The organism is Nocardia sp. NBC_01009, assembly GCF_045208035.1.
Classification (GTDB): Bacteria; Actinomycetota; Actinomycetes; order Mycobacteriales; family Mycobacteriaceae; genus Nocardia.
This window is the reverse complement of record NZ_CP108695.1, coordinates 587,157-610,429: the sequence shown is the minus strand read 5'-3', so window position 1 is coordinate 610,429 and position 23,273 is coordinate 587,157. Positions and strand designations below refer to the sequence as shown.

The following is a 23,273-nucleotide window of genomic DNA, read 5'->3' as shown; positions in this document are numbered from 1 at the left end:
AGGGGGCGGAAAAGCCGGTCCGGCCCTACCGACATGGCGGTCCACCGGCGGCGAGGAACCTATGACGAGCAGGGGGAATGTGCTGCGCGGTGTTGCCCTCGCGATCGGCACTGTGCTGTTCTTGGCTGGGTGTGAGGACTCCGCCAGCCCAGTTGCGACCACAACGGGTGCGGCGAGTACGACGTCGACGGCTGCGGCGACGAAATCTGCTGATCCCGATGCGGCGCTGTGGAATCCGTGTGATCTGCCGGAGTCGGCAATATCTGCCACTAGGCTCGACCCAGCAAGCAAGAAAAAGGATGTCGCGGGTGTCGACTTCGACGGCTGGAAAGTGTGCAGTTGGCGCGCGTCGGCGCGGTGGTACGAGTTGGCGATCTACTCGGGGACACCAACGCTGAATGACTTCAAGAAACGCCGTGACTTCGAGGCTTTCACACCTCGGACTATCGGCTCGCGCCAGGCGGTCGACTTCCTCCGTGTCGGCGACACCAAGCGGCTAACGTGCGGCACTGCAATCGAGGTGCCGCAAGGAACGGTGTCCTTCGAAGTCTCCACTCGATACGAGATCGGCAAACAGGGTGAACCGTGTGTCGAGGCGCGTCGGCATATCGACGATCTGGTCAGATATCTGCCCGGGAGTTGAGGGGAACCATGGAGTTCGGTGTTGATCCGGCGGAGTGGCGTCGGGTACTCGATTTAGCCAATGCTGGCGAGATATCACTGCATCCCGATGTCGGCAACGGACTGGACAAGGTGTGCGACGAATTCCTCACCCAACTCGGCGATATTCTCCAGTTGACTCGCGGCGTGACGTTCGTCACTGGGTTCGGCCCGTTTCCGTCAAGCAAGGCTCTCGAAGAAAAGTTCAGCTTGAAGGCCACCGGTACCGAGCAGTCCATAGACACCGTGCTCCAGCAACACATAGATACCGTCAAAATGGCGAAAGAAGTTGTAGCCAAAGCAATCTCGAACTTCGTGGAGATCGACCAAACTCGCGCCGATCAACTCACCGGAGTGGACATCCCGCAATGACCTCCTACGACGACTACCGCGCCCGCATCATCGCCGCGCAGGAGCAATGGAACCGCGATCGGGAAGCGATCTACACCAGCACGAACTCGTTGACCGGCAACTTCACGGGCGAGTTCGATCCGCCCAAAATCCCCGGTCCGGACAACTACGACAGCATGACGCTGGCGCAGATGGTCGAGGCCGTCGACGCGATGCGGCCGAGTGCCGCCCGGCAGGCCGGGGAGGCGTGGCTGAGAATCGGGGCGCAGCTCACTGCCGCGACAACGTTGTTCAACCAGCACTTCGCCCACACCGTCAACGGTGATGGCGGGCACGGCGGGTGGACGGGGCAGTCCGGTGCGGCGGCGGCCGCTGCGGTGAACAACTATGCCAAGAAGTCCGAAAACCTCTCCGGGGCAGCGGCATTAGTGAGTTTCAAACTGCTCGAGTTGCAAACCGGGCTGGAGCAAACCCAAGCCTTGATGCCGCAGGCCACGCAACGCCCGGACCTCCACGGCAAGACGCTGCCGCAAGAAGGCGTGATGAAGAGCGGCGACTACACCGAGGAGGAGGCCACCCAGGAGGCGCGCCGGGTGCTGCGCACAGTCTTCGGTCAGGTGGTGAACCAGACCGACCACGGCGTTCCTGTCCTGCCCGCCGCGCCGCCGATCGTCGACGACCCGGCGCAACCGCCTGTCGCACCGCCCGGTGGCACATCCCCTGGCCCGACCGGTTCCGGCGAACCCGGAAAACCGAGCGAAGTTCCCGAAGGCACCGGAAACCCGGGCTCCGAAGAGCCGGGTGGCAGCCCCGAACAGCCACTCGTCACCGACCCGGCCGCGACGACACCACAATCGGTAAACCCGGCCAGCGCGACGCAACAGCCTGCTTCGCCTGCGAACACGCCTGGCACCCCGGCGAACACACCGAGCGGCACCGGCACCTCGAGTCCGACAACACCGAGTCCGACCACCCCGGCCCCAACGATTCCACCGCGCTCCACCGGCGCACCCAGCACACCCGGAAGGCCGAGCGGCCCAGGCATTCCAGGCACTCCTGGCACCCCGGCCCCGGGCCGCAGCATTCCCGGCGTGCCTCAGCAATCCGGCGCGAACCCGCTCGCGGCGTCCGCGGGCACCGGCAACCGGCCGGGCACCGCCGGCACGTCCGGTGTCGCGCCAGGCGCGGCAGGCAAGGGCAAGGACGACGACCGTGAGACCTCCGGCACGAAGGACTACCTGATCAACAGACAGAATGGCGAGGAGGTAACCGGCCTGGATTCGCTGCCGAAATCGGTACCGCCGGTTATCGGTGGGGACCATGGTTGATTGGCGCTTCACCGGCCAAGAGTTCGAGATCCTCTGGGCCGCCTACGGTCGTGACCGGCTGCCCTATCCGCTCCAATTCCGGCCCGAGGAAATGGATTTCAGCGCGTTGAAAAGGCAGCGCGAGGCTGCGGTCGACGCCCTGCTCGGCAAGTACGCAGTCGATCTGGAGCGGGCACTGGACATACTGCTGGAACCTGACACCCGGATCGAGTCGAAAGGTTTCGACAACCGAGACCCCTTGGCCGTCTACCGATTTCACGGCGCGGTGCGCGGCAAAGCGGGTGCGACCCTGGTCCAGCTGCCGGGCGCGGCTCTCGATACCGGTGCCGACGTAATCGTAAGTTATTGCTCCGCAAAGAAAGTTGCCGAACAAGCGGTAGCGGCCCTGCCGAAGATGCGCGCCGGAACCAGTAAACCACTAGAGGTGCGCCGCGAAACGCTCGCGGCCGATCGAGACCGCGCGGTCCGCGCACCCTACGAAATCAGCCTCGTCGAACAGCTGGACCGCCTCTTCAAACGCCCCCGGCTCGCCATCGGCGAAATCACCGTATTCTCCGGCCCGGCCCTCGACGCCCGCCCCGGCTTCGGCCGCGGCTTCTGGTGGATGGACTACGAAGACGGCCGCTACTACGTTAAAACCGGCGACCCCATCATCGCCAAACCCCTTGCTCCCCATGCCATGGCAGCCGAAATCCATCGCCTCATGACTCTCACCCAGCGCTACTACCGCGAAGACCTCGAACACGACGAGTACCTGCGTCAGCGCCGGTAGGCGGGCTCTGGCGAGGCATGGCCCCATGCCCTGAGAACGGAGCGGAAACCGGCAGCACGACTAAGTACTGCCACTGCACTCCAGGGGAGAAGCGGGGTTACCGTTTGTGCTCGTCATGAGATGTTGGCGGTCTGGTCGGATTCCGCGTTGAGCCACATGGTGTCCCAGCAGTGAGCATACGGCCATAGGCAGCGGCAGTTCAGGACGCATGTGGCCGGGCTTCGAGCACACATCGGTTGAGTCCATCAAGATGGTGTACGAACTGAACGCCCTTGCAGCGCAAGGGTGTGTCGTAACCGTGAATGGGATGGTCACCGCGTGATCCTTCAGAAGACCTACCAAGTCATGAGAAGGAAGTTTCACGCGATGACCTCTGTCCAGCCTATCGACCCGGGCAAGATGCTGTCCGACCAACTCGCTGTCACCAGCCCTGACCTGCTGCGGAACATGCTCTCGACGTTCATCCAGACACTGATGGGCGCCGAAGCCGACGCTGTGTGCGGTGCCGGCTACGGCGAACGCAGCGAGAATCGGGTCAACCACCGCAACGGCTACCGCCACCGCGACTTCGACACTCGGGTCGGCACGATCGACGTGGCGGTCCCGAAACTGCGCCAGGGCACGTATTTCCCGGACTGGCTGCTCGAACGCCGCAAACGCGCCGAACGGGCCCTGACCTCTGTGGTGGCGACCTGCTATCTGCTCGGTGTGTCCACCCGACGGATGGAGCGCCTTGTCGAATCACTCGGTGTCACAAAGCTTTCCAAATCACAGGTCTCGATCATGGCCGCCGACTTGGACGCGCAGGTCGAGGCGTTCCGCACCCGCCCGCTCGACCAGGGGCCCTACACGTTCGTCGCTGCCGATGCCCTGGTGTTGAAGGTCCGCGAGAACGGCCGCGTGGTCAATGTCCACACCCTGGTCGCGACTGGCGTCAACGCCGATGGCTACCGCGAAATCCTGGGCATCCAGGTCACCAGCGGCGAAGACGGCGCGGGCTGGTTGGCGTTCTTCCGCGACCTGGTCGCCCGCGGCCTGTCCGGGGTCAGCCTCGTCACCAGCGACGCCCACGCCGGACTGGTGGCCGCGATCGGCGCCACCCTTCCCGGCGCCTCCTGGCAGCGCTGCCGCACCCACTACACGGTCAATCTCATGTCGATCACACCGAAGGCATCGTGGCCCTGGGTTCGCACGTTGCTGCATTCAGTCTTCGATCAAGCCGACCCGGAATCGGTTGCCGCACAATATGATCGGATGCTCGACGCCTTGACCGAAAAACTGCCGAAGGTGGCCGGTCACCTCGATGCGGCCCGCGCCGACCTGCTTGCGTTCACCAGCTTCCCCAAACAGATCTGGCGCCAGATCTGGTCGAACAATCCTCAAGAACGGTTGAACAAGGAAATCCGGCGCCGCACCGACGTCGTCGGCATCTTCCCCGACCGCACCGCCATCATCCGTCTCGTCGGGGCCGTCCTGGCCGAACAGCACGACGAATGGATCGAAGGCCGCCGCTACCTCGGACTCGATGTCCTGGCCCGCTCACGTGACACCACCGACCCCACCGAACAGGAGGAGACCACCCCCGCAGCTCTCACCGCCTAATGAAAGCCGGATCACCGGTGACCATCCCCGCTACACCACGCGTTTGGGCTTGACCCACACATCTCCGGCCGCTGCGGCTACCGCCGCCAAGGGTGACACGCCCGGTTGAAGTAGCCCTCACATGTTCCTCGTACTCCTCCGTAGGATCTATCCCGCCAGCCCCCAGGTCGAATTGATCGGACCGGCACTGGTTGTAGTGGTTCTTGCTTGTCATTCCGGCGATGGAGTCTGAGAAGGAGGATTGCGGGGTGAACATCCCACGTTGGGAGATAATGGTTGGTGTCGCTACCGTGCTGGGGGTCCTAATAGCGCTGCTGGCTTGGTTGTATCCTCGCGATCCGGGTAACGATGGGGACGGAAGAGGAGCCGGTATCTCTACTTCTCAACCACCATTGAACTCCAATAAAACAGTCACGACGAAGCCGAGCCCTTCGTCTCAAACCTCGACGCCCCTGGCTAGCGCAACATTGGTGGCACCGCAGGGACTCACGACGGTCTATGTCTTTCAGAAGCCCACGGTCGACAGCTCGAAAGTTGATTACCTGCCCACTAATACGCACGTAATAATAGTCTGCTGGGTGAACGGTCCCGACATGAGCGGTACCTATGGGGTTTCCGCAAGATGGCTGAAAATCCAAGGGCCTAAAGGAGGATCGGGATACGGCTATGTGAACGAATCCTATGCGCAGCTTTCCTCCGGCAGCTCGCTCCCTGGCCGCTGCTGAGACTACAGCGACAGCTCAGGGCTGCGGCGAAAGCCCGTCACCCATCGGGAGATCCAACGGGCTACGGGGCGTCCGGATCCAGCAATGCCCGAATGCGTCCAGTGCCTGTGCCAGTGCGGGTTCGGGATCACCGGTGAGTCGCCACCATGCCGCGGCGGCATTAGGTCTAACCGACGTATGCCTACAGATGAGCCAGTCGACGCCGGTTAGCGGTTGAACGTGTTCGCCCAGGAATGTTGGTCAGCCCGTGACTGTCGATGATCGGTATGCCGTAGCGGTGTTCGAACTTGGTCCGCTGTTCGAGGTTGGCCCGCACCGCGCCGCCGATAGCGAACCGCACCGACGAGGTGTTCGGCCGTATCTGGGCGGGCAGATCGGACAGCGCCGTGTACATGGTCGGGTCCGCGGAGAAGTAGGTGGCATGACTGCGTTCGATCCGGTCGAAGAACGACGTGGGGCTGAACCGGCCGGCTATGGTGGCGCGGCCACCGGCGAGTAGCGGCGACAAGGTGCCCACCACGATGCCGTTGGTATGGAACAGCGGCTGGATCAACAGGCTGTGGTCGGCGTCGTTGAGTGCGAATGCCTCGATCGCCAATCGGCACATTGCGTCGAGGTTCATGTGGTCGAGGATCACGCGGTTCGGCCCGATGGTGCTCCCGCTGGTGTGGATGATCAGCGCCGGTGCGTCGTCGCTGGGCCACGCCGCTTCCAGGACGGCGGGGTCTGCCGTGGTGAGTTCGTCGGCGGATATGACGGCTTGGACCGGAGCGTCGAAGGCGGGCCGCTGCGCGGCGACCAGCACCTTGGCGCCCGCCTCGGCCATCTGGTAGCTGGCCTCCGGGGCGGTCAGCGATGGGTCGATCGGGGCGGCCGTGGCACCCAAACGCCATGTGGCGAACAGGGATACGACGAGGGCTGCGGTATCGGGCAGCATGATCGCGACTACATCGTCCGTCGAAACGCCCGCGGCGCGCAGGGAGGCGGCGGCCCGTCGCACGGCGGCCAGAAATTCGGTGTTGTTCAGGTCGATGTTGTCGTCGGTGATGGCGGGTGCGTGCGGCGCGGCGGCGGCGCGACGGTCCGGGAGGGTCGAAAGAATCAAGGGCGGTCCTCGAAGAGGAGGTGTGGTGCGAGGAATGACCACAACGGTAGAAATATCGGTGCTGCTCGTCATCGTCGTGCGTTGACGAAATTCGTCGCGTGATTTGTCGCCGGAGAACAAGTCGACCTCGTATTCGTCGCCGCGGGTCGCTGCGATGTAACTACCATTGGGTGGTGACGACTTTTCGTCGCGACGGTGATGTCGATGTGAGCCGCTGTATCGCGAAGATCGCCGCCCGCATGAACGAGCGGGTGACGAACGTCAACGTGGGTATCTCGCGCGTAGTCGAGGACGAGATACCTGAGTTGCGTGCCGACGTCCACACCATCGAACTGCTCGGGGCCAGCGTGCAGGCCAATATCAACACACTGCTGCACGCGTTGGAGCACGACATCCCGGCGGCGCGGATCCACGCGCCCGTGGCGGCCATCGAGTACAGCAGGCGCTTGGCCCAGCACGAGGTCCCGCTCAATGCCCTGGTTCGCGCTTACCATGTCGGCCAGCGGCGTCTGACCAAGATGGTTTTCGCCGATCTGCTGGCCAGTGATATCGCGCCGGTGGATCAGGTCATCGTCGTGGAGGCGATCAGCACCAGGCTGTTCGAATACCTCGACCAGATCATCCAGCAGGTCGTCGCCGCCTACGAAGGCGAGCGCGAGCAGTGGCTGGACGACCGCAACAGCGCCCGTGCGCTTCGGGTCCGCGAAGTGCTGGCGGGTAAGAGGACCGTCGATATCGATGCCGCCACCGAATCGATCCGTTACCCACTGCATTGGTTCCATCTGGCACTTATCGTTTGGTACCCGGGCGCCGGCGCCCATGTTGACGAGCTCGCCGGGCTGCAACGATTCGTCCGCGAATCGGCCGAGGTGGCAGATGCCGCCGCCCGCCCGCTGTTCGTCGCCGACGATCGGATGAGCGCCTGGGCATGGCTGCCGTATCGGTCGGCGCAGCCCGACGCTGTCGCCAAGGTCCGTGGTTTCGCGGCCGCGTATCCGGATGCGCCGCGGGTGGCGATCGGCACGGTGGCCTCCGGAGTGTCGGGGTTCCGCCGGTCGCATCGGCTCGCCCAAGGTGTGCGCTCGGTCGCGCTGGCGCGTGGAGACGCGGAATCGAGCATCATCGCAGCCGGCGACCCGGGATTGTCGGTGGCGGCGGCCCTGCTCGGCGGCGGGATCGCGGAGGTCAGGGAATGGGTTTGCGAGGTGCTCGGCGACTTGGCCACCGACAATAAGAACGACGCATGGCTGCGCGAGACATTACGGGTGTTCCTACGCGCCGGGTCCAGCTACAAGGCGGCCGCCACAGAACTCGATCTGCACTCCAATACGGTGAAATACCGGGTCGGGCGGGCGGTATCGCGGCGCGGCAGGCCTATCACCGAGGACAGGCTCGACGTCGAGCTCGCGCTGCTGGTCTGCCAGTGGTACGGAGCGCCGGTGCTGTGCCCGGATACGGCCTAACTGCCCAACCGGGCGACCCTTCCGGGTTGAACCGGGCCTCGATCGGATGCAACTAGGACGCGGCGGCCGGGGACGAATTCGGGCGGCTTGTTCGCCGAGAGGTTGTCGCAGATCACGCAGACCAGCCCGGTGACAACGATCGCCTTGTCACTCCCCGACCAGCTACGTGCTGATCACAACTGGCGCACAGTCCTGGCCTGCGATGACACGGCTGTCGAGGTTGAATCCAAGGTCCCGACTGTTACGTGACTCTGCATTGTCTGAAGCGCCTGACACCCTTGCACGCTACGAGCGCTAAAAGAGGAGCTGTCCATCTTGATCTGGCGTGGAACTACCGACGCTGGTTCGGATCAGATGGCGAAGATGCTGTCCAACGCGCGTCGGAAGGCGCGGCAGAGGTTGTTGTCGTGGCTCGCGCTGGTATCGCGGCGGCGGGGATGGGCCAGCTCGGTCGCCAGCAGTGGAGCGGCTGCTGCGGCGGCGGGTCCGATCTCTGCGAAACAATCGGCCGCGTCGATCAGCCAGTCGTCGGTGAAATCTCTGGCGGACGCGCGCTCAGCGTCCGATTTAGGGAGGGCGGTGGTGCTGTGCTCCAGGAGTGTGGTCACTGTCGGCCCCGGCTCCCCGGTGATGCGCCACAGCGCTATTGCGGCATGGGATGCCTCCCTCCGCTCCGGGCTGTCGATCAGGCGTCGCAGGTGCGGCACGCATGCGGCTGCGGCAGGTCCCAGGTTTCCGGCGATCTCGGTAGCACGGAACGAGAAGGCGTCTGCCCTGAATGCGTCCAGTGCCAGTACCAGTGCAGGTTCAGGATCGCCGGTGAGTCGCCACCATGCCGCGGCGGCATCCCAGCGCACTCGCGGCTCGGAGTGGGCCAGGAAGGGCCGCACGGCCGGGGCGGTGGCACCTGCCGCTGGGCCGAAGCGCCCGAGCACCTCGACTAGGATCCGGGAATCGCTCGGCAGGATCGCGACCACATCCTCGGCGGCTGCTGCCGCCGCCGCGCCGAGCCGACCGAGCCCTCGCGCCAATGCCATTGCCGGCCGATAGTAATCGTCGAGCGGGGTGCGTGGATACAGTTCGTGCAGCTCGAGCATGCGACGACGGATCAGCGGCAACAACTCCAGAGCAGGCGCACCCAGCGCCGCCAGCGCATCGTCGAGTCCGAATGGCGGGGTATCGAGTTCCAATGCCCACCGCAGCGCCTGGACAGCCCTCGGATCGCCGGATTGCGCGGCCAATCCCAGCAGTGGGCCGACGCGGGGCGGGTGATTGGAGTGCAGCTCGAGCCACCGCATCGGTATCCAGCGGTCTTGTAGCCGCTGCGGGATTTCGCGCAGCTCGGTGATCCGCGGGTATTGATCGAGTACAGCGAAGATGTGGTCGGCTGCGGGTGCGATCGCCGATCCCAGGTGCGATAGCTCTTCTGCTGCTGTCTTCCAGACGTCGGTGTCTGCCAGTTGTGTTGCCACGCTGGTGATCAACGTCGAGTGATCGCCGCGCCAGGTGTTTATCAGCCGCCTGGCCATGTGGCATGACTTGCGTCGAATCTCCGGCTGCGGTGCGGTGAAAAGTCCACGCAATAACTTGGTCTGTTCCTCCGGCCGGTTATCCAGTTCGTCGCACATGCTGTGGATCAGGTAGGCCATCCACTCGTTCGTGGTGCCGTACATCCAGGCGTCGCTACCGGACAACTCCGGTAACTCGACCTCCGACAGTCGATGCACCGCACCCACCACAGCCCTGTCCACTCCGCCCGGCAAAGCCGCCGAATTCACTTGCAAGACGGTGACCGCGGCGATCAGTTGACCGACCGGATCGCCGTCGTCGCCGAGTAACTCGACCAGCTTCGCCGGAATGCCGAAGTCGGCCGCTGGATCGGGCCAGCCCTTCGCAATCGAACCCAGGACGGTGACGACCCTCAACTTCACGTTCGGATCGGACTCCGCCTCGACACGTTCCAGCAGGGCCGGGATCACGGTGTGCCATTGCTCGGCGCAGGGCGCCAGCACCAGTGGCGTCGCCCGCCGGACGTCCGCGTCGGGATCGGCCAGAAGCCACATCAGGTCCGGTACCGCACGGCCGACCGCCGAACGGGCGCTCTGCCGATGCCGCAACACGGGCATCGTGGCCATCTCGTCGTCTCGCCACAGGCGGAACGGCTGGGTCTCGTCGTGTTCGTTCACACCCATGATGGCGGCGATCATCTTCAGAATCGTCGATCGCATGCTGTGCAGCGGGTTCAATGCCAGCTCGAGCAGGAACGGTGTGGAAATCGCTGCCAGCCGCGGCCCATCGATCCCGTCGATGGGGTTGTAGTCGTAGCCGAAGGTACTCACGTGGAGCCAATCCGCCAGTTGGCAGAGTGCTAAATCGCTCTGTTGCGGATCGTCGGACGCTGCCTCGCGCAGCAACTCGGGCACCGTCCGCGCCGAGTCGAACCCGCTGTCCATCGCGTCCCAGTCGATCTCGTCCAGCCCCTCGAACACCTACCTGCTCCTCCACGTACGGACCGGAAATTCTTGTCCGGGCTGGCCTTTCGTACTCGACTCGACCGCTGCCACCGCCGTTTCGGGATCGAACCCGCCCCTAGGCCCAACATTTCGCTGCGGTTGAACGTTTCGCGGATCGGGTTCTGCCCAAGGCCGACTCCGCCCTCTTTACGGCCACTCTACGAATGTAGAGTATCGACTCAAAAAATGCAGAGCGATTCGTTCGCGCGGCTCCGGATCGAGGACATTACGAGCGGTACCTGTCGGTCAAGCATCGCGACACGGCGCGAGGCTGCGGCATCGCCGCCCTGGCCGGGGATGTGGCGCGCGCCGACAGCCCGCTGCGTGGCGCACACGTCGACGGCTCCGCAATATGATCGGCAAGCTGGACGAATTCGGTGAGCGCGCCGCCGACGACGAGCGCGAAGGCTCATCGAGCTGTCGGGCCCTGATGCTCGCCAGGGCCAACGCAGGCGAGCATCTCTCGGAACAGATCCTCCACGCCGCCAGGGTTTTCTGGTCGGCGAATGAACAACCTCGCCGTGTCGTCTACGCCGTGTTGTCAACAGCTCCGGATCAGTCGGACTGTTCGCGATAGCCTATGTGGCGCAACAGGGTCCAGAGTCGGTGGGCAATGTGGTCAGCGGTTGCGGTCTCGCCGCTGAGGAGAGTGATCGCGATCGAGGCGGCCAGGATGTCCTGCACGGCGTTCGGGTCGGTGCCAGCTGGGAATCGTCCTGCATCGATGGCCTGTTGAGCGGTGTCGGTCAGTGATGTCAGCCGGGGCAGTAGATATCGCCGGGTGTAGGTGTTCACCAGTTCCGGATAGTCGACGGAGGCGCCGATTACTCGTGCCATCAGCGCGCGGAAGCGTGGTCGGCCCAATGTCTTGGCGATGAAGTCGACCAGTTCTTCGATGGTTTGTCCGGTTTCGGGCGCCTCCGAGTCAGGATTGCGGCCGTGTTCCAGGGCGGCCATCAGGAGTTCTTCCTTGGACTGCCAGCGCCGGTAGACGGTCAGTTTCGCGACACCCGCGCTGCGAGCGACCGCTTCGATGCTCGTCCCGGCGGCACCGCGCTCGATCAGTAGATCGAGCGCGGCGTCCAATATGGCGGTGTCGTTGCCAGGGTTGCGCGGGCGACCGCGGTCTACACCGGCCACAGGACCTCGTTCAGCCATGCCGATAGTTTCTCTGGTGCCGGGCGGCCGCGCCAAGCGAGGTGCCCGTCGGGACGGATCAGCAAAACATCGCGCACGGTGGTCCGTACCGGCACGAGGGTGTGGACCATATCAACGCCGAGTTGCATCGCTACCGCGTCGGCGTGCCGAGTGGCTTCGTCGTGGTCTGCCGCAACCACCACCCAGCATCCGGATATCGCCGCGTGGAGGGTGATTTCGGTCCCGTCGTGGCGTTGGCACCTCAGATCCGGCATGCGATCACCTGGACGTGGGCGGCGGCCCCACCAGCGCGATCCAGGCGCAAGCGGTCCACCGCGGTAACTGATGCCCAGTTGGGACGCAACCAGCCACAGCCGCCGCTGCACGACGGACAGGCGCAGTAGCGGCATGACCAGCCGATCGCGCACCCATCGCTTCCAGCGGTTGTTGGGCAACATGATGTCCACGGCGGTGCTGGTTGCGGTCAGCACGTTGCGTGCCAGCGGCCGTCGCTCACCTTCATAGGTGTCGAGGAATTGTTGGTCGGCCTGCCCGCGCGCCACCAGTGTCAACTTCCAAGCCAGGTTTTCCGCATCGCCCAGGCCGGTGTTCTGGCCTTGTCCCCCGGTCGGGCTTTGAATATGAGCTGAGTCACCGGCCAGTAGAATCCGCCCGCGGCGATAGGTCTCGGCGAGCCGACGGTGAATGCGAAATTCCGAAGCCCACGCAATCTCGGTAACCGTATCCAGGCTCATTCCGCTGCGGCGGGAGAACTCATCCAGCACGCGATCGGAGATTTCGTTGTCGGATAATTGATCGGGCAAGCCGGCCGGCGGCTCGGTGAACACGCGCCACATGTTGTCCGGCATGGCGGTGACCGACAGCATATGACCTGCGTCCATCCAGGTAGTGCTGCCGTTCTGGTCGTAGGGCCAGTGGGCGCGCACGTCGACCATCAGAAGTCGTTCGATGAGTTTCTGCCCCGGAAAACCAATTCCGGCGATCTTGCGCACGGTGCTGTGAGCGCCGTCGCAGCCGATGAGCCATTCGGTATCGACGTGCTGCTCGGTCTGGCCGCTGCTGCACAGGGTGACGGTGACACGGTCGGTGTGCTGTTGCGCCCCGACCAGCTTCATTGACCATTCGACCTTGCCGCCGAGCTCATGGAACCGTTGCCGCAGCGACTCCTCGACTTCGGCCTGTGAGATCAGTAGCGCCTGTTTCGGCAGCGCAGCGGCGGCTCGGCCGACCTGCAGGCGCAGTTTCGTCCGTGGTCCTTCGTTGTAGTACATGTTCAGCAGTGAGCGCGATCGCTCCGGTAGGTCGCCGAGCGCGCCGATACGTTCCAGCACCTCGACGCCTCGCGGTTGTAGGCCGAGCGCTCGCGACGTGGTGGCCGGGCCGTCGGCAGCGTCGACAACGCGGACATCGATGTCACGCAATGCCAGATGGACGGCCAACGCCAGCCCGGTGGGGCCAGCACCTGCGATGAGTACCGTGTTCGTCATTTAATAAACGGTACGGTACCGATTATTAAATTGTCCAGCCTCGCCTCTGCCTTCGGTGGTGATGCTGAGTTATGCGGGCCACGCGCGTGAAGCGAGTCGTCGAACGCACCGAAGGGGGTGGTCAGCCGGAGTGACCGGTCGACATCCGTGGGTGGCAATCGTCACAGGTGGCGCACATCCCTGACCTCCCCTGTCCGGCCGGCGAGAATGCCGAGCGGCAACCCGTTCATCCGGGTTCGGGAATACATCGCGCGGGCCGCCGGTTGAGCTGTTCGGCAATGTTGAGTATGTCTGGCTCAAGTTTGAGTTGACTCCCGACCGCAAACCGGTGCAGGATTGAGCCGACCACGCTCAGCGTTGCTGAGACCGTGCTCCGTGAGGTGCTGGGGGCGAGGTCTCGCGGCACAGGACAACTGGCCGCAGGGCGATCGTTCGCCCAGCACCGACACAAATAGTTACGTCAACTAGGAGGAAAACCATGGCTCGTGCGGTCGGAATCGACCTCGGGACCACGAACTCGGTCGTCGCCGTTCTCGAAGGCGGAGAGCCGGTCGTCGTCGCCAACTCGGAAGGATCGCGCACCACCCCCTCGATCGTTGCTTTTGCGAAGAACGGCGAGGTATTGGTCGGACAGCCGGCCAAGAACCAGGCGGTCACGAACGTCGACCGCACCATCCGCTCGGTCAAGCGCCACATCGGCACCGAGTGGAGCGTCGAGATCGACGGCAAGAAGTACACGCCGCAGGAGATCAGCGCGCGCACGCTGATGAAGTTGAAGCGCGACGCCGAGGCCTACCTCGGTGAGGAGATCACCGACGCGGTCATCACCGTCCCCGCCTACTTCGAGGACGCACAGCGCCAGGCCACCAAGGAAGCCGGCCAGATCGCCGGCCTCAACGTGCTGCGCATCGTCAACGAGCCCACCGCGGCCGCGCTCGCCTACGGCCTGGACAAGGGCGACAAGGAACAGACCATCCTGGTCTTCGACCTCGGTGGCGGCACCTTCGACGTCTCGCTGCTGGAAATCGGCGAGGGCGTCGTCGAGGTCCGCGCGACCTCCGGTGACAACCACCTCGGTGGTGACGACTGGGACGAGCGCGTTGTCACCTGGCTGGTCGACAAGTTCAAGGCCAGTGCGGGCATCGACCTGACCAAGGACAAGATGGCGCTGCAGCGGCTGCGTGAGGCCGCCGAGAAGGCCAAGATCGAGCTGAGCTCCTCGCAGAGCACCTCGATCAACCTGCCCTACATCACCGTCGACGCGGACAAGAACCCGCTGTTCCTCGATGAGCAGCTGACCCGCGCCGAGTTCCAGAAGATCACCTCGGACCTGCTCGACCGCACCCGTGCGCCGTTCCAGTCCGTGATCAAGGACGCCGGCATCTCGGTCAAGGACATCGACCACGTCGTGCTCGTCGGTGGCTCCACCCGTATGCCTGCCGTCACCGAACTGGTCAAGGAACTGACCGGTGGCCAGGAGCCCAACAAGGGCGTGAACCCGGACGAGGTCGTCGCCGTCGGCGCCGCGCTGCAGGCCGGTGTGCTCAAGGGCGAGGTCAAGGACGTCCTGCTGCTCGATGTCACCCCGCTGTCGCTGGGCATCGAGACCAAGGGTGGCGTGATGACCAAGCTCATCGAGCGCAACACCACCATTCCGACCAAGCGTTCGGAGACCTTCACCACGGCCGATGACAACCAGCCGTCGGTGCAGATCCAGGTGTTCCAGGGTGAGCGCGAGATTGCCTCGCACAACAAGCTGCTCGGTTCCTTCGAGCTGACCGGCATCCCGCCGGCCCCGCGTGGCGTGCCGCAGATCGAGGTCACCTTCGACATCGACGCCAACGGCATCGTGCACGTGACCGCGAAGGACAAGGGCACCGGCAAGGAAAACACGATCAAGATCCAGGACGGCTCCGGCCTGTCCAAGGAAGAGATCGACCGGATGGTCAAGGACGCCGAGGCGCACGCCGCCGAGGACAAGGCCCGCCGCGAGGAGGCCGAGACCCGCAACCAGGCCGAGTCGCTGGTGCACCAGACCGAGAAGTTCATCAAGGAGAACGAGGACAAGGTCCCCGGCGACGTCAAGGAGAAGGTCGAGGCGGCCATCGCCGAGGCCAACGAGGCGCTCAAGGGCACCGACATCGCCGCGGTGAAGTCGGCTGTGGAGAAGCTGGCGACCGAGTCGCAGGCGCTGGGCCAGGCCATCTACGAGGCGTCGGCGGCGGAGTCCGCGGCCTCGAGCAACGGTGCGTCGAGCTCTGCCGACGATGACCAGGTCGTGGATGCCGAAGTTGTGGACGAGCCGGTCGACACGGAGAAGAAGTGACCCAGGGAAATTCGGGGGAGCGTAACCCCGAACAAGAGCCGATCACCTTCGTCGACAACCGCAAAGTTGATCCGGAGACCGGCGAGATTCGGGAACCGGCCGCAGCAGACGCTGCCGCGGCCGGCCCGGATGGGAGCAACGGTGCCGACGCCGTGCTCGCAGCCGACGAGGGGGCCGCGATTCTGGCCGAAAGCATCAGCGGCGAGTTGGCCGAGCGCACTGCCGACCTGCAGCGGTTGACCGCGGAATACGCCAACTACCGGCGCCGGGTCGAGCGGGACCGTAAGGCGACCATCGACGCCGCGAAGGCCGCGGTGGTCACCGAATTGCTCGGCGTGCTCGACGATCTCGATCGGGCCCGTGCGCACGGCGACCTGGAGACCGGACCGCTCAAGGCGGTCGCCGACAAGCTGTCCGACGCGCTGACAAAGCAGGGCCTCGAGGAATTCGGTTCGGAGGGTGAGCCTTTCGACCCGACCCTGCACGAGGCCGTGCAGCACGAAGGTTCCGGGCACGACCCGGTGATCGGTGTGGTCATGCGCAAGGGCTATCGGTTCGGCGATCGGGTGCTTCGGCACGCGCTGGTCGGGGTAACCGATGGCGTGGCCGATCTACCGGTGAATGAAGCATCGAACGCTGGTTCCGATGCCGGCATACCCAACCAATAAGGACGCGAAGGGCCCGGAAGCGGTAGCGCGCCGTGACCACGGAGGGCCCCGGGAGCGCCGCAGGTCAAGCACAGTGAGAGGAGGAGATGCCCGGTGAGTCAACGGGAGTGGATCGAAAAGGACTTCTACAAGGAGCTGGGCGTTTCCTCCAGCGCCTCCCAGGACGAGATCAAGAAGGCGTATCGCAAGCTCGCTCGTGACCTGCACCCGGATGCCAATCCCGGTGACACCAAGGCCGAGGAGCGCTTCAAGTCCGTCAGCGAGGCGCATGCCGTGCTGTCCGATCCGGCCAAACGCAAGGAATACGACGAAACGCGAAAGCTTTTCGCCGGTGGCGGTGCGTATGGCCGGGGCGGCGGGTTCACACCCGGTACGGGCGGTGGGTTCTCCCAGGACTTCAATATCGGCGACATCTTCGGTCAGGCGAATGCGGGCGACGGTGGCCTCGGCGACCTCCTCGGTGGCCTGTTCAACCGAGGTGGCACCCGGACCACGGGCAGTCGCCCACGCCGTGGCGCCGATGTGGAGACCGAGACCACGCTCGGCTTCCGTGAAGCCGCGCAAGGTGTCACCGTTCCGCTGCGGATGACAAGTCCGTCACCGTGTACGACGTGTCACGGCAGTGGCGCGAAGCCGGGGACAAGTCCCCGAGTGTGCCCTATCTGCAATGGAAACGGCGTCATCAGCCGCAACCAGGGCGCGTTCGGTTTCAGTGAACCCTGCGACGAATGCCGTGGCACCGGCTCGATCATCGACGACCCGTGCGTCGACTGCCACGGCAGTGGCATCCAGAACCGGACCCGCACCATCACGGTGCGGATCCCGCCGGGTGTCAGTGACGGACAGAAGATTCGGCTGGCCGGACAGGGCGAGGCGGGGCTGCGTGGTGCGCCTTCGGGCGACCTCTTCGTCACCGTGCACGTCAGCCAGGACAAGGTCTTCGGCCGCAACGGCGACGACCTGACCCTGGTGCTTCCGGTCAGTTACAGTGAATTGGTATTGGGCACAACCGTTTCGGTGCCCACGCTGGAAGGGCGCGTCGGCGTCAAGGTGCCTCCGGGCACTGCGGACGGCCGCATCCTACGGGTGCGTGGTCGTGGCGTGCCGAAGCGCGGCCCCGGCGGCGGTGCCGGTGATCTGCTGGTCACCGTCAAGGTCGCCGTGCCGCAGAAGCTGGACGACAATGCTTCCGAGGCGCTGCGGCGCTACGCGGATGCGGAGAAGACCAGCGGGTTCGATCCACGTGCGGGATGGGCAGGTGCGTGATGTCCGGTGATCCGAAGAATGCGTCAGGTGGGCCCAACCCGGGCCGTACCGAGGCTCAGGTCTTCATGATCTCGGTGGCCGCACAGTTGGCGGGCATGCACGCGCAGACACTGCGCACCTATGACCGCCTCGGACTGGTTACGCCACAACGGACTTCGGGCGGCGGTAGGCGCTACTCGGCCCGGGATGTCGAGCTGCTGCGCGAGGTGCAGCGGCTGTCCCAGGACGAGGGCGTCAATCTCGCAGGCATCAAGCGCATTATCGAACTCACCAATCAGGTGGCGGAATTGCAGCAGCACGTCGCCGATTTGGCGGCCGAAGTGGAGCGGCTGCGCGCGGGCTATCGCCCGGATCTTTCACCGCCACAACGCAGTACCGCATTGGTGGTGTGGCAGCCCCGGCATCGGCGCTGACACTTCCTGGCAACCATCGGGCCCCGGTGTTTCGGTTCATCACGCGTGAACCGAAACCCGGGGCCCGATGTCGTCGAGGCACGGCGATAGCCGGAGGGATGCCGGATCCATTGGCGCGCACGACGGCCCGCGTGACGTATCGGTCGAGCGGTCGTCTCGCGATTTCCGGTCGGTCGCCGGGCGGCCGGGTGCGTAAAGGTTGCTGACCCTAGGTAATCGGCAACATTTCGGAGTTGCCGTGTGATCGCTCGGTGTGCTGGATCAGGATGAACCTTGCAAAATGGATCTCACAAATTCAGTGAGTCTGTGACTGATTTCACCCAAATTATCGATCCCCCAGTCGGTTTCTGCGGCGTTTCGCGTTTCGGGTCCTCGTTTCAGGAGAATTTCACGCGTGATGTTTTCACGGATGATTCCGTTGCTGGCAAACCTCACCTACACTCGGTTGCGTCGGCTGCTGTCGAGTGTCCCGCAGCACCTCACTCGCCGGCTCGGTTTGTGTACGAGGGCGAAATGGGGTTGTGACACAAATGGATTCGCGGACTGTCGCTTTGATAAGAACGACGTTCAAGGCGGTTGCTGCGGAGGAAGGTGGGTCCGCGAGACTGGCAAGTTCGTTTTACGCGATCTTGTTCACGGATTACCCGCACGCTCGCGAATTCTTCCCGGCAGCAATGGATGCACAGCGTGACCGATTGGTCAAAGCCATCGCCTACGCGCTGGACCGGCTCGAGGAGCCGAACAAGTTACTACCGTTCCTGGCCCAACTCGGCCGCGATCACCGCAAATACGGTGTGCAGCCCGAGCATTACGTCGCGGTGGCCAACTCGTTGAAGGCCGCGATGCGGATTTTCGCAGGCACCGAGATGTGGACCGATGAAGTGGAGCGGGCCTGGGACGAAGGCCTGACCATCATCGGCGAAACCATGATCGGCGCAGCGGAGAAGGAGACCACGCCCGCGGTGTGGACCGGGACCGTGGTCGAGCGCCGCGACGTGCTGCGCAACCTGACCGTCGTGCGGTTGCAGCTGGACCAGCCGATGCAGTTCGCCGCAGGCCAGTACATCAGTGTGCAGATACCGTCCCGGCCGCGGATGTGGCGCTATCTGTCGCCCGCCGTGCCCGCGAACGCCAACGGCGAGATCGAATTCCACATCCGTAGCGTGCTGGGCGGCTGGGTCAGCCCGGCGATGGTCGGCCACACGAACATCGGCGACAAGTGGCTACTCGGGTCCCCCCTCGGCGGGCTCGGCATCCCACGCAACAGCAAGCGCAAGATGCTGATGGTCGGCTGCGGCACCGGTCTCGCCCCACTACGCGCCCAGCTCATGGCGATGGCGCAGCGGCGGATCAATCCCCGCGTGCACCTATTCGTCGGCGGGCATCACCCCTGCGACCTCTACGATCTCGAAACGCTCAGCGCGCTCGCCGTGGCCAATAAGTGGCTCACCGTGACTCCGGTGACCGAGAGCGACGAAAACCCGTGGTGGCACGTGGACTCCGGTGAACCGGAGCGCACCTGGCCCGGGCTGGAACCACGAATGACCGGACAGATCGGCAAGGTCGTCGCCAGCTACGGGTCATGGGCCGACCGCGACGTCCAGATCGTCGGATCGCCATCCATGGTGCAGACCACCAAGTTCCGCCTGATGGCAGCGGGCACCCAGACCAAGAACATCCGCCACGACCCGCTGTTTTGATTTGGCAGCGCCTGCGGCGCTGCGTGTTCGCGGCCCCTTGGTCTCGCTTCCGAGCCGTCGAGACTCGCGACTTCGTCGCATGCGCTTCGACGGCTCGGAAGCGAGACGGGCCGCGAACTCTAGTGCTCGGTCTCGCTTCGCTCGGAAGGTGTCATCGTGCCGAGTGGGGGCGTTGGTGGGAAGCTTGCGACTTTGTTGGATGCGCCGGTGCTGCGTGTGAAGCGGCCCGGAGCGGCGTGTCGCTGGACGAACTGCTCCGGGCGGGTCTGTTGGTCAGATTCCCTCGAATTGGATTCTCTCGGCGGGGGTTCCGGTTGAGATGAGTCGGTCGACCGTTGCGCGGGTCATGGCGGGGGAGCCGCAGACGAGCACCTGGTGGTTGGCGAAAGCGCCGTGTGAGCCGACCACGTCGGCGAGGGTGCCGTGGAGCATGTCGTCGGGCGGGAAGCCGATGTCTACGCGGGACTGTTCGTACCAGTCGTCGACCCAGCCGGGATCGTCCGGGGTTTCTACCACCGGGATGACGGTGAGCCAGGGCAATTCGCCGGTCAGCAGGTAGAGCATGTCGGCGGCGTATAGGTCGCGGGGGGAGCTGCCGCCGATGAACAGGTAGGTGGGCGGCGGGTCTTCGTGCCTGGCCAGGTCGAGGATCTGGGCGCGCATCGGGGCAAGGCCCGTGCCGCCCGCGATCATCACCACCTCGTCGCCGTCGGGATCGACGGCGAACGTGCCTGCCGGGGCGGTGATCTGCCATTGGTCACCCGGTGCGGTGTCGGCGACGATGGAGCCGCTGCACCAGCCGCCCGGCACGGTTCGAACATGGAATTCGAGCTTGCCGTCCAGCGAAGGCGGCAGGGCGGGGGAGAATCTTCGCCGCATGCTCGGCTGCTGCGGCACCCGCACCTCGACGGACTGGCCCGCGGTGAACGGCACGAACTCGCCGATCAGCCGGATCACCGCGAGGTCGTGGCGCAGCCGATGATGGCCGACGACGGTCGCCTTCCATTCGGGCGGGGCGTCGAAATCGGGCGGTGTGCGGTGATCGGGCGAAGCACCGTTGCCGTGCAAGTCCCCCAACGGAGCCTCCTCGTTCTACACAGGGTCGGAGCTGATAATCGACTCCGGGGTACCCACTGCTATCAGCGCGCGGCGGGTGTCGGCGATCATCCGCGCCGATCCGGCGATCTGGATCTGCCGATCCGCCCACGCACCGAAGCTCGCGACCACTGCACCGAGATTACCGATCAGCGTCCGGTGCATGCCGTAGGGCGCATCCGCGGGCGGATGCGGGTACCACCACGGGTTGGTCTTCTGTTCGCAGACCGGGACGATGGTGAGCCACGGATTGCTCTGCGAGAGCTGCCACATGTTATCCACGTCGTACAACTCGCACGGGTAGCGGCCGCCGATGAAGAAGTGCACGCGCGGGTTGATGCCGCGCTGGCCCATTTCGATGAGCTGCGCGCGCAGCGGGGCGATACCGGTGCCCGAGCCGATCAGCAGCACGTCGCGGCCGCTGTCCCGGTCGACGTGCAGCCCGCCGAGCGGGTTGGCGATCGTCCACTTGTCGCCGACGCGGGTTTCGTTCACGATCGCGGGGCTCACCCAGCCGCCGCGGATCTTGCGGACGTGGAATTCGATCTCGCCGTAGGGATTTGCCGGAATCGCGGGCGAGAGATAGCGCCACATCTTCGGTCGCTGCGGCACCACGATCGGCACGTACTGTCCGGCCTGATACGGGATCGGGCTCTCGGACTGCAGCCGCACGATCGCCAAGTCCTCCAGCACCCGGCGATGGCCGACGACCGTCGCTTCCCAGGACGGGCGCGATTTGTCGGAGTTGGCGCCGATGGCCATGGAGGCGGAGATGAGGATGGTGATGTCGCGCCAGCCCTCCTCGAGCGTGCGATTCCAGACGCCGTTGTTGTAGTTGAAGCTACGACAGGCGGCCAGCAGCGCCCGGCCTGCGGCATCGTAGTGTCCGGGCAATACGCCGTACTTGCGATGGTCGCGAGCCAGCTGCTCGAGAAACTTCTGCGCGCGCTCCCAGTCCTCCAGATGGTCGAGCACATACTGGATGGCCGTCACCAGCCGTTTTGCCTGCATATCCATGGCAGGCGGAAACAGCTCGCGCAGTTGGGGGTTTTCCGCGAAGAGGTGACCATAGAACGCACTGATCAACCGCTCGGATCCGTTGGGTGACTCGATCACCGAACGGAAGTTGGCGCGGACCAGCGCAGCCGAACGCGCATCCACGACGTCGAGCTTCCTTTCCCTCTGATTGCTGCCCGAGGACATACCCGTAACCGGCGGTCCTCCGCGGTCAAGTATCCCCGAAAATCCCGTGGTCGTGTGGGTATGGCCCATCACGGCTCGGCCAACGGTAATCGGTGGGCAAACACTGTGCGCGGCGGGCCTGTCTCACCAGTTGTAGCAGGCGTTATTCACCGACGTTTGTGCGGACCGCGGGCGCGACCGGTTCGGCATTTCGGTGGATCTGTTCGACCGTCCTTCGAACGACCGGCACGCTATCGCCGGCTGCTGGGTGCGCACACCACACGCTTCAGATGGTCAGCACTGTCTTGCCGCGCGCGCCCGTGGCGCCGATCACCGACGCGGCCTCGGCCAACGGTACGGTCGTGTCGATCGGCACGACCACATCGCCCTCGGCGACGCGTTTCATCAGGCGAGTCAATTCCGGTGCGCCGCCGGAGGATTCGATATTGCCGCCCTTGATGCCGCGCTTGCGCAGCGCCGCCTCGTCGGCGGACCAGATGGTGGAATAGACGGTGCCGCCGTCGCGGACCAGCGTGGTCAGTTCGGCGAGTGCTTCGGGCGGGCTCACCACGTCGAACAGCACGTCGATGCCGGCGGGATGGGCGGCCGCGACCTGCGCGGTAACCGAGCCCTGGGTGTAGTCGACGGTTTCGGCCGCGCCGAGGCGGGTCGTCTGATCGGCCGCATCGCCGCGTGCGGTGGCGATGACGTGGGCGCCTGCCATATTCGCCAGTTGCACGAGGAAGGAGCCGACGCCGCCGGTCGCGCCGACCACCAGCACCGTCTGGCCCGGCTGGATCCGGGTGGCGTCCACAATGTCCTGTGCGGTGACGCCCGCGGTCGGCAGTGCCGCGGCCGCGCCGGTCGGGATGCCGTCCGGGATCCGCGCGAGCGCGCCGGTCTCGGGCAACACCGCGTACTCGGCGAAGCTGCCGTGGCCCGCCGGGGACGTGAGGAACTTGCCGACCACGCGGTCGCCGACGGCGAACTTGCTGACGCCCGGCCCGACCGCGGACACCGTGCCCGCGCCGTCGACGCCGAGGATCATCGGAAAGTCGTGCGGCATCTTCCCGTCCAGGTATCCGGTGGCCATCCGCTGATCGAACGGGTTGACCCCGGCCGCCTCCAACTGCACGCGGACCTTGCCTGCGCCGGGCTCGGGCACCGGCATGTCGGTCAACTCGGGTGTTGCTCCGAAATTCCGTACCACGATCGCGCGCATCTGTTCGCTCCTTGTAATTGGGAGAAGAGGTGACGCATCCAACGGCAACCGCCGTCGTAGGTATCCATACACCACCGACGTCGTGATTCATCGCATTCGACGGTGTCGCGGCGTAGCGTTTGTCAAGAGCCGAGAGGCTGAAAGAATTTTCAAAGTTGAGCGGAACAGACTCAACCTTTCCAACGTTGAACGGTGAGGAACGGCAGCGAGCCGCGCGACCCATCGTGCGTCGAGCGG

Annotated in this window: 18 protein-coding genes; 11 read left to right on the top strand and 7 right to left on the bottom strand. The window is 64.8% G+C overall.

The features are described 5' to 3' along the window. Nucleotides 1-61 precede the first annotated feature (61 nt). The 5 genes from OHA42_RS02775 (at nt 62) to OHA42_RS02755 (ending at nt 4,713) form a co-directional block, all read left to right on the top strand. The gene (locus tag OHA42_RS02775) at nt 62-643 is read left to right on the top strand and encodes a DUF3558 domain-containing protein (RefSeq protein ID WP_406234301.1); all 582 of its coding nucleotides are present in this window, start codon (nt 62-64) and stop codon (nt 641-643) included. Nucleotides 644-651: 8 nt separating this feature from the next. Then, on the top strand, nt 652-1,032 hold the full coding sequence (locus OHA42_RS02770; RefSeq protein ID WP_406234300.1) for a hypothetical protein: 381 nt from the start codon (nt 652-654) through the stop codon (nt 1,030-1,032). Further along, on the top strand, nt 1,029-2,339 hold the full coding sequence (locus OHA42_RS02765; RefSeq protein WP_406234299.1) for a hypothetical protein: 1,311 nt from the start codon (nt 1,029-1,031) through the stop codon (nt 2,337-2,339). The genes OHA42_RS02770 and OHA42_RS02765 overlap by 4 nt, the downstream gene beginning before the upstream one ends. Further along, the gene (locus OHA42_RS02760; RefSeq protein WP_406234298.1) at nt 2,332-3,111 is read left to right on the top strand and encodes an ESX secretion-associated protein EspG; all 780 of its coding nucleotides are present in this window, start codon (nt 2,332-2,334) and stop codon (nt 3,109-3,111) included. The genes OHA42_RS02765 and OHA42_RS02760 overlap by 8 nt, the downstream gene beginning before the upstream one ends. 366 nt (nt 3,112-3,477) lie before the next feature. Further along, nucleotides 3,478-4,713 carry an IS256 family transposase gene (locus tag OHA42_RS02755; protein WP_406230349.1) on the top strand — a complete coding sequence of 412 codons (1,236 nt, stop codon included), beginning with the start codon at nt 3,478-3,480 and terminating at the stop codon, nt 4,711-4,713. Nucleotides 4,714-5,619: 906 nt separating this feature from the next. On the opposite strand, the gene OHA42_RS02750 is transcribed toward OHA42_RS02755, so the two are convergent. Further along, entirely contained in the window at nt 5,620-6,543 is a 924-nt protein-coding gene (locus OHA42_RS02750; RefSeq protein WP_406234296.1) for an AMP-binding protein, read from the bottom strand. A gap of 173 nt (nt 6,544-6,716) precedes the next feature. Here OHA42_RS02750 and OHA42_RS02745 point away from each other — a divergent pair, with 173 nt between their 5' ends. Continuing rightward, nucleotides 6,717-8,006, top strand: coding sequence for a PucR family transcriptional regulator (locus OHA42_RS02745; protein WP_406234294.1), 1,290 nt, complete (start codon nt 6,717-6,719; stop codon nt 8,004-8,006). Nucleotides 8,007-8,356: 350 nt separating this feature from the next. Here OHA42_RS02745 and OHA42_RS02740 read toward each other — a convergent pair whose 3' ends face one another. The 3 genes from OHA42_RS02740 to OHA42_RS02730 all read right to left on the bottom strand — a co-directional run bounded on the left by OHA42_RS02740 (nt 8,357) and on the right by OHA42_RS02730 (nt 13,164). After that, entirely contained in the window at nt 8,357-10,495 is a 2,139-nt protein-coding gene (locus OHA42_RS02740) for a hypothetical protein (RefSeq protein WP_406234293.1), read from the bottom strand. 579 nt (nt 10,496-11,074) lie between these two features. Then, nucleotides 11,075-11,659, bottom strand: coding sequence for a TetR/AcrR family transcriptional regulator (locus OHA42_RS02735; RefSeq protein ID WP_406234291.1), 585 nt, complete (start codon nt 11,657-11,659; stop codon nt 11,075-11,077). Continuing rightward, nucleotides 11,647-13,164 carry an FAD-dependent oxidoreductase gene (locus OHA42_RS02730; protein WP_406234289.1) on the bottom strand — a complete coding sequence of 506 codons (1,518 nt, stop codon included), beginning with the start codon at nt 13,162-13,164 and terminating at the stop codon, nt 11,647-11,649. The genes OHA42_RS02735 and OHA42_RS02730 overlap by 13 nt, the downstream gene beginning before the upstream one ends. 478 nt (nt 13,165-13,642) lie before the next feature. Here OHA42_RS02730 and dnaK point away from each other — a divergent pair, with 478 nt between their 5' ends. The 5 genes from dnaK (at nt 13,643) to OHA42_RS02705 (ending at nt 19,537) form a co-directional block, all read left to right on the top strand. After that, nucleotides 13,643-15,490: a molecular chaperone DnaK gene (gene dnaK / locus OHA42_RS02725; protein WP_406234287.1), complete on the top strand. Its 1,848-nt coding sequence runs from the start codon at nt 13,643-13,645 to the stop codon at nt 15,488-15,490. Next, the gene (gene grpE / locus OHA42_RS02720; RefSeq protein WP_406234285.1) at nt 15,487-16,158 is read left to right on the top strand and encodes a nucleotide exchange factor GrpE; all 672 of its coding nucleotides are present in this window, start codon (nt 15,487-15,489) and stop codon (nt 16,156-16,158) included. The genes dnaK and grpE overlap by 4 nt, the downstream gene beginning before the upstream one ends. Before the next feature lie 93 nt (nt 16,159-16,251). Continuing rightward, nucleotides 16,252-17,424: a molecular chaperone DnaJ gene (dnaJ, locus tag OHA42_RS02715; RefSeq protein ID WP_406234284.1), complete on the top strand. Its 1,173-nt coding sequence runs from the start codon at nt 16,252-16,254 to the stop codon at nt 17,422-17,424. Next, a complete protein-coding gene (locus OHA42_RS02710) occupies nt 17,424-17,837 on the top strand; it encodes a heat shock protein transcriptional repressor HspR (protein ID WP_406234282.1) in 414 nt (137 codons plus the stop codon). The genes dnaJ and OHA42_RS02710 overlap by 1 nt, the downstream gene beginning before the upstream one ends. 530 nt (nt 17,838-18,367) lie before the next feature. After that, nucleotides 18,368-19,537 carry an FAD-binding oxidoreductase gene (locus tag OHA42_RS02705; RefSeq protein ID WP_406234280.1) on the top strand — a complete coding sequence of 390 codons (1,170 nt, stop codon included), beginning with the start codon at nt 18,368-18,370 and terminating at the stop codon, nt 19,535-19,537. A 273-nt stretch (nt 19,538-19,810) separates the two neighbouring features. Here the strand turns inward: OHA42_RS02705 and OHA42_RS02700 are convergent, their stop codons facing one another. The 3 genes from OHA42_RS02700 to OHA42_RS02690 form a co-directional block, all read right to left on the bottom strand. Further along, nucleotides 19,811-20,512 (bottom strand): FAD-binding oxidoreductase, encoded by a 702-nt coding sequence (locus OHA42_RS02700; protein ID WP_406239023.1) that lies wholly within the window; start codon nt 20,510-20,512, stop codon nt 19,811-19,813. Nucleotides 20,513-20,629: 117 nt separating this feature from the next. Further along, nucleotides 20,630-21,793 carry an FAD-binding oxidoreductase gene (locus tag OHA42_RS02695; protein ID WP_406234279.1) on the bottom strand — a complete coding sequence of 388 codons (1,164 nt, stop codon included), beginning with the start codon at nt 21,791-21,793 and terminating at the stop codon, nt 20,630-20,632. Between the two features lie 307 nt (nt 21,794-22,100). Next, on the bottom strand, nt 22,101-23,036 hold the full coding sequence (locus OHA42_RS02690) for an NADP-dependent oxidoreductase (protein WP_406234277.1): 936 nt from the start codon (nt 23,034-23,036) through the stop codon (nt 22,101-22,103). Between the last annotated feature and the right edge of the window lie 237 nt (nt 23,037-23,273).